The 12,739-nt window shown below is 32.5% G+C and carries 8 protein-coding genes; 6 read left to right on the top strand and 2 right to left on the bottom strand.

The annotated features are described in order from the left end of the window. Positions 1-72 precede the first annotated feature (72 nt). Together VP395_RS01720 and VP395_RS01715 are read left to right on the top strand one after the other, a co-directional pair. Complete coding sequence (locus tag VP395_RS01720) at positions 73-1,644, top strand: sensor histidine kinase (protein ID WP_346239978.1); 1,572 nt, start codon at positions 73-75, stop codon at positions 1,642-1,644. Between the two features lie 2 nt (positions 1,645-1,646). Then, entirely contained in the window at positions 1,647-2,348 is a 702-nt protein-coding gene (locus tag VP395_RS01715) for a response regulator transcription factor (RefSeq protein WP_346239977.1), read from the top strand. A 292-nt stretch (positions 2,349-2,640) separates the two neighbouring features. On the opposite strand, the gene VP395_RS01710 is transcribed toward VP395_RS01715, so the two are convergent. Both VP395_RS01710 and nhaD read right to left on the bottom strand, forming a co-directional pair. Further along, positions 2,641-2,886 carry a hypothetical protein gene (locus VP395_RS01710; RefSeq protein WP_346239976.1) on the bottom strand — a complete coding sequence of 82 codons (246 nt, stop codon included), beginning with the start codon at positions 2,884-2,886 and terminating at the stop codon, positions 2,641-2,643. A 507-nt stretch (positions 2,887-3,393) separates the two neighbouring features. Beyond that, positions 3,394-4,689: a sodium:proton antiporter NhaD gene (gene nhaD, locus VP395_RS01705; protein WP_346239975.1), complete on the bottom strand. Its 1,296-nt coding sequence runs from the start codon at positions 4,687-4,689 to the stop codon at positions 3,394-3,396. A gap of 353 nt (positions 4,690-5,042) precedes the next feature. Here nhaD and VP395_RS01700 point away from each other — a divergent pair, with 353 nt between their 5' ends. The 4 genes from VP395_RS01700 to lacZ all read left to right on the top strand — a co-directional run bounded on the left by VP395_RS01700 (position 5,043) and on the right by lacZ (position 12,738). Next, on the top strand, positions 5,043-6,377 hold the full coding sequence (locus VP395_RS01700) for a BNR repeat-containing protein (RefSeq protein WP_346239974.1): 1,335 nt from the start codon (positions 5,043-5,045) through the stop codon (positions 6,375-6,377). Positions 6,378-6,418: 41 nt separating this feature from the next. After that, on the top strand, positions 6,419-7,570 hold the full coding sequence (locus tag VP395_RS01695; RefSeq protein WP_346239973.1) for a glycoside hydrolase family 88/105 protein: 1,152 nt from the start codon (positions 6,419-6,421) through the stop codon (positions 7,568-7,570). A gap of 69 nt (positions 7,571-7,639) precedes the next feature. Then, positions 7,640-9,562, top strand: a complete 1,923-nt coding sequence (locus VP395_RS01690) for a glycoside hydrolase family 43 protein (RefSeq protein WP_346239972.1) — start codon at positions 7,640-7,642, stop codon at positions 9,560-9,562. Between the two features lie 62 nt (positions 9,563-9,624). Then, the gene (lacZ, locus tag VP395_RS01685; protein ID WP_346239971.1) at positions 9,625-12,738 is read left to right on the top strand and encodes a beta-galactosidase, LacZ type; all 3,114 of its coding nucleotides are present in this window, start codon (positions 9,625-9,627) and stop codon (positions 12,736-12,738) included. Position 12,739: the final 1 nt, after the last annotated feature.

Below are 12,739 nucleotides of genomic sequence, written 5' to 3'. Positions count from 1 at the left end.
AAATTTTAACATTTTTGTTAATGTAAGGTTAAAAGGCATTAGCACTAAATGTTAAAATGTTAATTTTGAATAATGAGCAAAAAAATATTTGTATTATTAATCCTATTAATGAGCTTATCTCTAATAGGGATTATTTTTGTTCAAGCTTATTATATTAGTGGTTCTGTAAAAAACGAAAAGGAACGATTTAGGTTTAATGTAAATAAGGTATTAAATTACGTTTCCAATACCATTGAAAAACGTGAGTATTCAGAATATGTATATAAACTTCAAGATTTAATTTCTCAAGGTGTTAAGGTTGATACTGCGGCAATTAGAAATTTATATATTATTAAAGAAGATTTTGACTCTAAAGAAACTGTAGTTTACAGAAGTGGTACTTTAGAAGAAAATTATAAGTTTAATTCATCGATCTTTGACATAGGTTTAGATACCATTAACGTAAAGCGCATTTTAAACAATCGCGAAACAAAAATTTATCAAAATAGCGGGTCTAGTTTAGATTTAGATTTAAGCACAAACGACAAGTTGTTGCTTTTAGATAAAATGTCCAGTACCGACGAAATTGTTTTTGAGGATATTTATAAAGATTTAGCATCACGTTTACCAATTCATAAACGTGTAACTAAAGAAGAAATCCAAAAGTTATTATCTGAAAAGCTTAAAGAAGATAGTATTAATATCGATTTTGAATTTGCCATTTATAGTAATGATTTAGCTACTAGGGTACGAAGCGATAATTTTGAGAATAACGATGCATCGGTGTTTAGCGTGTTTATGTTTTATAACGAAAGTAACCAAAGCACCTATAAGCTTTTGGTAAGTTTTTCAGATGATAAAAAGTTTATTTTATCATCTATAATGGGTATGATCTTACTATCTATAATTTTTACCTCCATTATTATTTTAGCTTATGGAAGTGCTTTATACCAATTAGTAAAGCAACGTAAAATAGCAGAAATAAAAACGGATTTCATTAATAACATGACACACGAGTTTAAAACGCCAATCGCTACTATAAATTTGGCGTTGGATGCTATAAAAAATCCAAAAGTTATTGACGATAAAGAAAAAGTAGTGCGTTATTTGGCAATGATAAAAGAAGAAAACAAACGCATGCACGCCCAAGTCGAAAACGTATTAAGAATATCTAAACTAGAGAAAAACGAATTAAATATAAGTAAGGATAGGTTAGATTTGAACGACATAGTTGAAGATGCTATTACACATGTAGAACTTCTGGTTGAAGACAGGCAAGGTTATATAAAAACATTTTTTGATGCACCAAAATCGACTATTTTAGCAAACGAAACCCACTTTACAAATGTGATTGTAAACATTTTGGATAATGCCATTAAGTATTCTCCAGAAGCACCAAAAATAGAAGTATATACTGAAAATGTTGGAAACAATATTTTGTTAAAAATAAAAGATTATGGTAGTGGCATGAGTAAAGCAGCTGCCAAACGTGTGTTCGAAAAATTTTATAGAGAACATACAGGAAACATTCATAATGTTAAAGGTCATGGTTTAGGTTTGGCCTATGTAAAAAGAATTGTAGAAGACCATCAAGGTCATGTATCAGTAGAAAGTGAAAAAGACAAAGGAAGCACATTTATTATAAAGCTTCCAATAATATCATAAAAATGGAAGAGCAAAAAAAGAAAATTTTACTAGTTGAAGACGATCCTAATTTTGGAATTGTTCTTAAAGATTATTTAATGATGAACGATTATGATGTTGTTCATGCGAAAAACGGTATGGAAGGATTCGAAAAATTCAAAAAAGACGATTTCGATTTGTGTATTCTAGATGTTATGATGCCCTATAAAGATGGTTTCACGCTAGCAAAAGAGATTCGTGAAAAGAATACAGATGTGCCTATTGTTTTCTTAACGGCTAAAACCATGAAAGAAGATGTTTTAAAAGGTTATAAAGTAGGTGCCGACGATTATTTAAACAAACCGTTTGATAGTGAAGTCTTGCTAATGAAAATTAAAGCTATCATTCAACGCAAAGCCACTGAAACCATATCAGATAGTAAACAATTTGAATTTAAAATAGGACGTTTTGATTTAAACTCTAAACTACGATTTTTGAAATTTGATGGCAAAGAGCCTGTTAAGCTATCGCCTAAAGAAAATGAGTTATTGCGTTTATTGGCTTTACATGAAAACGATTTAATGCCTCGTGAATTAGCCCTAACCAAAATTTGGAGAGACGATAATTACTTTACTTCACGTAGTATGGATGTGTACATTGCCAAACTGCGTAAATACTTAAAACTAGATGAAAAAGTAGAAATACTTAACATACATGGTGAAGGGTTTAGATTGGTAGTAAACTAATTTACAAACCACCTAGTTAGATATTGAAAATCCAGCAAATAGCTGGATTTTTTTGTTATTTGGAAATTTTCAGGATTTTTATAAGTAGGCTTGAACTAGCAATTATTTTATACTGTTTGTTTTAACGCGTTTTTATTTTCTCAATAATTTCGTCAATTAGTTTTTCCCTATAGCAACAATTATTCCTGAATACTCTTGATATTTTAATTTCCGAATGGCATTATCAATTCATTTTGTTGATTAACGTATGCAGAAACAATTACAACTAACTGATATTTATTATCGCCATTTTTCAATTTATCTTTAAATAGAACTGGTCCTCTGTAAAACCAGGATTATTTTGGCCATCTAATAATAAAGTTTTAGCGCCATCATTAGTTGTTGTTCCAGAAAATACCGCTTTTTTAACTAAAGAAACAGGGAATCCAGCATTAGTATTTTCTTTATAGTTACTGCTTGATCCATAAGAAATCCAAGAAAACATCCCGCATCTCCTAATATGTTTGAATACTTTTTGAGCTAATTCCTGATTGAACAAAGTCTAAACTTTCTAGCTTTATAAAGGCAACCTCAATATTATTCGTTTTATAAAAATAAACTTCACACATTGATTTTTTCCCACAAAACTGTCTTGATATATTTCAATTGTTATTTTCTCTCCATATTTTGGATTTTGTAACATGTGTTTTGCAATTACAAAATAGTTAGCAGAACCTTTATTTATAAGAAAAGTCGTCTCACTTTAAGTATTGTATTTTACATGGAAAACTCTAGATAAGATATCCGCCGTAAGATAATCTTGTGCCATGATAAATTTTGGAATTATTATAATAAAAAATATAATTATTTGTTTTTTTTATGTTTTTTTGAATGACATAGAACATTTAGAATATGAATTCCTTTACCATGACTTATATTTACAGATAAACCAAGTTAGATTTTTATTAACAAAATTTCTAAAGTAGTAATACGTAATTGTCAACATTTTTTTACGTCATTACTTCGTAAAAAAAACAAAAGGCTCCCATTGGGAGTCTTTTGTTAATTATAAGTTTATAAGGTAATAAGTTAAAACACCTGCTAAATAGCCAATAATGGCCAACCAGCTAATTTTTTTCAAATACCATAAGAAGTCTATTTTTAAAATACCCATTATGGCAACTCCTGCTGCCGACCCAATAATTAGTGTACTGCCTCCGGTTCCAGCACAATATGCTAAAAGCTCCCAGAACTCATGGTCTTGTGGGTATAATGATAACGGATACATACCCATGGCGCCAGCAACAAGCGGCACATTATCTACAATAGATGATATTAAACCTATAATGATGTTGATGATATAGATATTACCAAAAGTGTCGTTCAATAATTTAGCAACTTCTATTAAATGACCACCCGTTTGTAAACTGGCAACAGCCAAAAGAATACCTAAAAAGAATAGCACGCTAGGGGTGTCTACTTTACGTATCACATGTGCAACCGATAAGTTGTGTCGATGGTCTGTGGCTTTATTTTTGTGAATAATTTCTGTAACTATCCATAAAACCCCTAAGCTTAAAAGGATGCCCATAAAAGGGGGAAGGTGCGTAAGTGTTTTAAAAACAGGAACAAATAACAAACCACCAACTCCCAACCAAAGTATTAATGAAGCTTCAAAAGGACTTGTTATTTGTTCATGGTTATTACTGTCTAAACTTGCGGACTTTGTAATTTCTCCTCTTTTTATAAAAGACAAAACAAAAAGTGGGACGATCAAGCAAACAATACTTGGTAGCAAAACTTCTTTAATAATATTAAGAGCCGTTACTTGCCCTCCAATCCAAAGCATAATAGTGGTAACATCACCAATAGGAGACCAAGCGCCTCCCGCGTTTGCTGCAATAACTACAATACCTCCAAAAAACCAAACATCTTCTTTATCCTTCATCAGTTTTTTAAGTAATGTTGCCATAACAATGGTAGTTGTTAAGTTATCTAAAACAGACGATAATATAAACGTAACAACGCCAATAATCCATAATAATTTTATTCTATTAGCTGTTTTAATTTTTGAAGTAATAATGTGAAATCCGCCATGTGTATCAATCAACTCAACAATAGTCATAGCACCCAATAGAAAAAATAAAATTTGAGATATTTCACCTAAATGATGAAGGATAGCTTCATCAATAAAATGAGGTTCGGGTGTTGTTTGGAAAATAGTTTCCTGCCCTAAAACAAGAATAACCCAACAAATAACGCCCGTAAGAATGGCAGATGCTGCTTTGTCTATTTTTAAAGGATGTTCAAAAGCTATAAAAATATAGCCAATTATAAATGCAATAGCTAGAAGAATATACATGTTTAATTTAGTTTAGCTTGTTAAAGTTGCAGACCGTTTTTCATGTTTTCATAACACTTTATTGTTTTACAAAAACGCGGTCTAATGTAGTATATATTTCGTATCAAATTGATTTACTGTTCAAAGATTTTTAATAAAATAAATGGCACAATTACAGAGGTTGTTTTTACTGGTATTCTTTAGTTTTTTTAACTAGAACATTTCTAACTTTTTTTGCTAAAATTTCGACTTTGAGAATTAATTTTCACGGAGATATTTGAACAATTAGTTTTTAAAATGTAATTTTAACACTTATTAAGTTTAATTACCAACAGCAAGCTTTTTAAACTTTTATTAAAATTAGATTTTTATTAATGAACAAAAACAAATTAGTTTTATTTTTTAAAAATTATTTACTATTAGCTTTGTTAAGCATTTGTTTCTTAGCGTGTGTCAAAAACACATCATACACAGTTGTAGGTAATGGGTGGAGTGGTAATTCCGTAAACACGGTAAAATTCAGAAAAAACGCGCTAACCGCTTACAAAGAATTTCAATTTACAGCGTATTATAATCAAGAAGGCTATTTAATTTTAGGAAAGCGAAACATTAAATCTTCCAACTGGACTACTTTAAAAACGAACTATAAGGGAAATGTTAAAGATGCTCATAACAGTATAAGTATAGCTGTTGATGGTTCTGGGTATTTACATGTAAGTTGGGACCATCATAATACCAAATTAAGATATGCTAAAAGTAAAGAACCTTTAAGTTTGGAACTAGGTGAAGAAACCTTAATGACCTGGGAGCAAGAGGATAAAGTAACTTATCCGGAATTTTATAATCTACCTAACGGAAATTTGGTTTTTTTCTACCGGTCTGGTGAATCTGGAAGAGGCAATCTGGTAATTAATTCCTATGACATTTACACAAAAAAATGGACACCATTACAAAGTAATCTTATTGATGGCGAAGATAAACGAAGTGCATATTGGCAAGCATGTGTAGATGCCTTTGGCATTATACATATGTCTTGGGTTTGGAGAGAAACATGGGGCGTAGAAACCAATCACGATGTATGCTATGCACGTTCTAAAGACGGTGGCAAAACTTGGGAAAAATCTAATGGAGAAATCTATAACCTGCCAATTACCTTAGCTTCAGCTGAAATAGCTTGGAAAATTCCTCAAAACAGTAATTTAATCAATCAAACAGCAATGGATACCGATAGCAACGGTAATCCATATATAGCTACCTACTTCAACGAAGCAACTATTCCGCAATATCAAGTTATTTATTTAGAATCTAATAAATGGAAGAAGTCAAATACAGGTTTTAGAAAAACGTCCTTTTTATTAGGTGGTGGTGGTACCAAAAAAATCCCTATCGCACGTCCGGATATTTTAATTGATGATACTAATATACGAACTTTGGTTTTCATACTTTTTCGAGATGAAGAAAGAGGTAATAAAGTGTCTTTAGCCTATTCATTTTTAAATGATGAATTACCTTGGAAGGTTGTTGATTTAAGTAAAAATGAGATAGGGCAATGGGAACCAAATTATGATATAGTTCTATGGAAAAGCCAAAAAGAACTCCATATTTTTTTACAAAACGTAACTCAAATTGATGGTGAAGGCGTGGCTAAAGAGAAAGCTTCAGAAGTAAGAATCTTAAAGGTGGAAAACCTCAATAAATTAATTGAATAGGCGAGTAATAAGTTAATGTTTACATAAAACGAAATAAAACCATGAATTTAAAACCATTACTTTTTTCAACTATAACCCTAATAGTATTGATTTTTGTTAGCTGTGGCAGTATTGTAAAAAAAAATGCAATAAATCAATCAAAGAAAGACGTTATTTCAATAATTCATAAAGTGAATAAATATTGGCAAGAAACCCATCCAAATTCAGGAAATGCATTTTGGCATGTTTCCGCGTACCACACAGGAAATATGGAAGCTTATAAAGTAACTCAAAATAAAGACTATCTTAACTACTCGTTAGCGTGGGCAGATAAAAATGAATGGATGGGTGCAAAATCTCAAAACAAATCAGAATGGAAGTATAATTATGGAGAAACTGACAAGCATGTGCTGTTCGGCGATTGGCAAATTTGTTTTCAAACATATATAGACCTTTATAATTTCACAGGAAAAAATGATGATTCTAAAATTGCTCGTGCACGAGAGGTTATGGAATATGAAATGAGTACACCACAAACCGATTATTGGTGGTGGGCAGATGGTTTGTACATGGTGATGCCGGTAATGACCAAACTATATAATGTTACAGGCAATGAACTTTATTTAGATAAGTTAAATGAGTATTTAACTTATGCTGATAGTATTATGTACGATGAAGAAGCAAAACTTTATTATCGAGATGCTAAATACGTTTACCCTAAACATAAAAGTGCCCATGGTAAAAAAGATTTTTGGGCACGTGGTGATGGTTGGGTTTTTGCAGGCTACGCTAAAATTATTCAAGATTTACCAGATTCTGAGCAAAAGCAAAAATACATTGCCAGATTTAAAGATATGGCAAAAGCCTTGGCCAAAGCACAACAAGTAGAAGGCTACTGGACACGCAGTATTTTAGATGCAGAACACGCACCTGGGCCAGAAACCAGTGGAACAGCGTTTTTTACTTATGGCTTTTTATGGGGCATTAATAATGGAATTTTAGATAAGCAAGCTTATTTGCCGGTAGTTAATAAATCTTGGAAATATTTAACCGAAGTTGCTTTGCAAGAAAACGGTGCTGTAGGCTATGTACAACCTATAGGTGAAAAAGCCATACCAGGTCAAGTAGTAGATGTTAAATCTACTGCCGATTTTGGCGTTGGCGCTTTTTTATTGGCAGCATCAGAAATGCATCGATTTTTAGATGGGTTTTAAAGATTTTGATTTCCCCCTTAAATAGTTTTATTAAAAATTAACAACCAATTTTAAATAGACATTGACAAAATGAAAAATACATTTATTATCATACTTATCTCGTGCTTTTTTACTGAAAAAATAAGTTCTCAAACACCACCACCATTGGCCGAAAAAGATAAAACGGCTTACCTTTTCACATATTTTACGGGTAATAATAGAGGTGATGAAGCCATACGATTTGCCGTGAGTACTGATGGGTACAACTATATGGCACTTAACGAAAACAAACCAGTTATCGACGCAAAAAGTATAAGTTCTTCTGGTGGGGTTCGAGATCCTCATATTTTGCGAGGTGAAGATGGTAAAACCTTTTACATGGTGGTTACCGATATGGTTGCTTCAAAAGGTTGGGATTCTAATAGGGCCATGGTTCTTTTAAAGTCAACCGACTTAATAAACTGGACATCTAGCGTTGTAAACATTCAAAAAAAGTATAAAGGGCAAGACAATTTGTTACGTGTTTGGGCACCTCAAACTATTTTTGATGCTGAAACTGGCAAGTATATGATTTATTGGTCTATGAAATATGGAAACAAAAATGATATTATTTATTATACCTACGCCAATGCTGATTTTACAGACATTGAAGGCGAGCCCAAACCACTGTTTATACCAAAATCAGGCAATTTTTGTATAGATGGCGATATCATCAAAAAAGACAGTCTTTATTATTTATTTCGTAAAACGGGAGATAAAGATGGATCTGGCATCAAAGTAGCTACAGCAAAGTATTTAACTTCTGGAAATTGGAATGAAAAAGAACGTTACCTTCAACCTACCAAGGAGGATGTAGAAGGTTCTGGAGTGTTTAAAATGAATAATTCAGACACCTATATCATGATGTACGACTTATTCAAAGCACATGGTTTTCAATTTAGCCTAAGTACCGATTTAGAAACATTTACAGCAATTGATAGTGTGGTTAATCTAAATTTTAAACCTCGACATGGCACAATCATGGCTATTACCCGCAGCGAACTAAAAACATTGTTAAATAAATGGGGTAGGCCAGTTGGTTTTCCGCAAATTAACAACAATCCAATTTTGGAAGGTTACTATGCCGACCCTGATATACTTTTCTCAAATAAAACTGGTAAATATTATCTATACCCAACTAGTGATGGTTTTACAAATTGGTCAGGAACTTATTTTAAATCATTTTCATCTGAAAATCTTATAGATTGGAACGATGAAGGAGTTATTTTGCAATTAGGAAAAGATGTTACTTGGGCAGATAGAAATGCTTGGGCACCGTGTATTGAAGAAAAGAAGATTAACGGAGACTATAAATATTTCTATTATTTCACTGCTGCACAAAAAATTGGTGTGGCGGTGTCTAACAATCCAACAGGGCCATTTATTGATTTAGGGAAACCTTTAATTGATAAACATCCAGAAGGGATTACACGCGGACAAGTTATTGATCCCGATGTGTTTACCGATCCGAAAACAGGTAAAAGTTACCTTTATTGGGGTAATGGTTTTATGGCTGGTGCCGAATTAAACGATGATATGACTTCTATTAAAACCGAAACATTAACCATTTTGAAACCAGACAATACGTTTCGAGAAGGTGCAAACATATTTTATAGAAATGGCGTTTATTATTTTACTTGGTCTGAAAATGATACTCGAAGTGAAGATTATAGAGTACGTTACGCAACATCAACATCGCCACTCGGAGAATTCACAATACCTAATGATAATTTGTTGATTGCCAAGGATAAGGAATTAGGAATACTGGGAACTGGACATCATTCAATATTACAAATACCAGGTAAAGATGAATGGTATATTGTTTATCATCGGTTCGATTATCCAAACGGTATTAAAATGGGACGTTCAGCAGGTTATAATCGTGAAGTTTGTATTGATAAAGTGGAATTTCAAACAGACGGCTCAATAAAACAGGTGAAACCCACACATGAAGGAATAACTTTAAATAAATAAAACCTATTTAAAAAGATTTATAAACACACTTTAATAGGATAATTAAAATCACAATATATATAATGCGTTATTTAATTTTTGCACAGATATTATTAGTTTTTTTTAGTGTTAGTTTTGCACAAAATAAACCCAATGAATGGGAAAACCCAACGGTTGTAGATCGCAATAAAGAAACAGGGAGAGCATCTTTTATTTTATATGAAAATGAAGTTTCTGCACTTACGGATATTCCCGAAAATTCTAAATTCTATAAAAGTTTAAATGGGGCATGGAAATTTAGTTTAGTAAAACAACCAGCAAGTAGACCTTTAAATTTTTATAATGTCAACTTAGATGATTCTAATTGGAGTACCATTAATGTACCTTCAAATTGGGAATTGCAAGGTTTTGATATTCCTATATATACCAATATTATTTATCCGTTTCCTAAAAACCCTCCATATATAGATGGCGGTTATAACCCTGTTGGCAGCTATAGAAAGCTTTTTTCAATTTCTGATGATTGGATTGATAAAGAAATAGTATTGAATTTCGGTTCCATATCAGGTTATGCTAGAATATTTGTAAATGGAAATGAGGTTGGAATGACGAAAGCTTCAAAAACGGCTGCGGAATTTAACATTACTAAGCTTATAAAAAGCGGACAAAATTTACTGGCAGTTCAAGTTTTTCGTTGGCATGATGGTAGTTATATAGAAGACCAAGATTTTTGGCGTTTAAGTGGTATAGAACGTGATGTGTATTTACAAGCAATGCCAAAAACTACTATTTGGGATTATTTTGTTGAAGCTAGTTTAGATGATGCTTATAAAAATGGAACTTTCAAGGTAGATGTCGATTTAAGGAAATTTGAAGCCAAATCTTCAAAAAATAAATCAGTTTCAATCAGCCTTTTAGATGCTCATGGTAAGGTCGTGTATTCCGAAGAAAAGAAAATAAATGCTTCAACTAATAAAATTAGTTTTTCTGCCACCATAGAAGATGTTTTAAAATGGAGTGCTGAAACGCCAAATTTATACCAATATGTATTAAAATTATCCGATAAAAAAGCATCTCAAGTTATTTCAAAAATGATTGGCTTTAGAAAGGTTGAAATTAAAGATTCACAACTCATGGTCAATGGGCAGCCTTTAATGGTAAATGGGGTGAACCTGCACGAACATCATGGGGTTAAAGGACACGCACCAGATAGGGAAACCATGTTGGAAGATATTAAGTTGATGAAGCAAAATAACATCAATGCCATAAGAATGAGCCATTACCCGCACGACCCGTATTTGTACACCTTGTGTGATGAATACGGAATGTACGTTGTAGATGAAGCCAATATTGAAACGCATGCAATGGGTGCAGAAAAACAAGGAAACTTTGACAAAAGTAAGCATCCGGCCTATTTACCAGAGTGGGCACCGGCACATTTAGATAGGATTAAAAGAATGCTTGAACAAAATAAAAACCATACGTCAGTTATTCTTTGGTCTATGGGTAACGAATGTGGTAACGGACCTGTTTTTTATGATGCCTATAAATGGCTGAAAGAGCGCGATAAAACACGTTTTGTAACCTTTGAACAAGCTGATGAAAATAGTAACACTGATATTGTTGCACCCATGTATCCAAGTATGGATAAAATGAAAGAATATGCCGAAAATCCAGAAAAAACAAGACCATATATTATGTGTGAATACTCGCATGCTATGGGGAATAGTAACGGTAATTTTCAGGAATATTTTGATATTATAAGCACAAACAAAAAAATGCAAGGTGGTTTTATTTGGGATTGGGTAGACCAAGGCTTAAAAACTGAAACAGCAGATGGTAGGATGTTTTGGGCGTATGGTGGCGATTTAGGTGGCGAAAACTTGCAACACGATCAGAACTTTTGTGCTAACGGTTTGGTTACAGCAGATAGGATTCTACATCCGGGACTTTTTGAAGTAAAAAAAGTATATCAGGATATTCAGTTTGAGTTAATAGAAAATAATAGGCTAGTAGTTTTAAATCGTTACAATTTTACCAATTTAAGTCAATATAATTTTAAATGGATTTTAAAGGTAAATGGTCAGGTTGTTAAAGAAAAAACGTTTCAAATTTCAGCAGAACCAAATGAAAGTAAAGATATTGTTTTAGAACTACCTATTTTAGAAAGTAATAAAGACCATTATCTAGAGGTTTATGCATTTACCAAAAATGCGACTAAAATTATTCCCGAAAATCATGAAGTGGCTCGCGAGCAGTTTGCGTTAGGTAGCTCAACTTATTTTGATTCAAGAGAATTTAATGATGGTAACATTGTATTCAAAATTAAGGATAAGGTACTTTCATTTTCGAATAATGTCGTTAAAGGAGAATTTGATTTAGCAACAGGTAAATTCAAAAAATATGCTTCGGTTAAAGATGGTTCTGAAATTATTTTAAACTTTCCTGAACCTTATTTTTGGCGCGCACCAACCGATAACGATTACGGTAATAAAATGCCGGAACGTTTAGGAAAATGGAAAAACGCTCATAAAAATATTAAAGTTGAAAATGTTACGGTTGGTAAGAAAACAAAGGAAGGAGTTCTAATTAAAGTGGAGTTTATTATTTCAGAATTAGATATTCCATATATAGTAGATTACTTGATTCAAAATGATGGTTCTATAAAAATCACTGCAAGTATGGATATGGGAGATAAAGAATTGCCCGAGTTACCACGTTTTGGTATGCGAATGGTGGTAGATGGCAGTTTTGATGATTTAGCATATTATGGTCGTGGTCCTTGGGAAAATTATTCCGATAGAAATACCGCTTCATTTATGGGGGTTTACAATGATAAAGTTGAAAATCAATATACATGGACATACATTCGCCCACAAGAAGCTGGCTATAAAACCGATGTGCGTTGGTTAACTTTAAAAGATAAAAATAACAGCGGTTTGGAAATTATTGGAGAACAACCATTAGGCTTTAGTGCTTTAAATATGGCTACTGAAACTTTAGATGGCGGTGACACTAAATCGCAAACACATCCCACGGATATTATTGTAGAAAAAGATAAAATATACCTGCATATCGATTTAAAACAAAGAGGAGTAGGTGGAGATACCAGTTGGGGTGCATACCCACATAAACAGTATAGATTGCATGATAAAAAATACACGTATTCATACCAACTTAAATTGATGGGTCAATAAC

The organism is Mariniflexile soesokkakense, from assembly GCF_039650365.1.
GTDB classification, from domain to species: domain Bacteria; phylum Bacteroidota; class Bacteroidia; order Flavobacteriales; family Flavobacteriaceae; genus Mariniflexile; species Mariniflexile soesokkakense.
The sequence above is the reverse complement of the archived record's forward strand: the minus strand, read 5'-3'. Positions and strand labels throughout refer to the sequence as shown.

What these genes read in the sequence shown, in the direction of transcription:
- VP395_RS01720 (WP_346239978.1), top strand. Translation starts at nt 73, where the DNA reads ATGAGCAAAAAAATATTTGTATTATTAATCCTATTAATGAGCTTATCT.
- VP395_RS01715 (WP_346239977.1), top strand. Translation starts at nt 1,647, where the DNA reads ATGGAAGAGCAAAAAAAGAAAATTTTACTAGTTGAAGACGATCCTAAT.
- nhaD (WP_346239975.1), bottom strand. Translation starts at nt 4,689, where the DNA reads ATGTATATTCTTCTAGCTATTGCATTTATAATTGGCTATATTTTTATA.
- VP395_RS01700 (WP_346239974.1), top strand. Translation starts at nt 5,043, where the DNA reads ATGAACAAAAACAAATTAGTTTTATTTTTTAAAAATTATTTACTATTA.
- VP395_RS01695 (WP_346239973.1), top strand. Translation starts at nt 6,419, where the DNA reads ATGAATTTAAAACCATTACTTTTTTCAACTATAACCCTAATAGTATTG.
- VP395_RS01690 (WP_346239972.1), top strand. Translation starts at nt 7,640, where the DNA reads ATGAAAAATACATTTATTATCATACTTATCTCGTGCTTTTTTACTGAA.
- lacZ (WP_346239971.1), top strand. Translation starts at nt 9,625, where the DNA reads ATGCGTTATTTAATTTTTGCACAGATATTATTAGTTTTTTTTAGTGTT.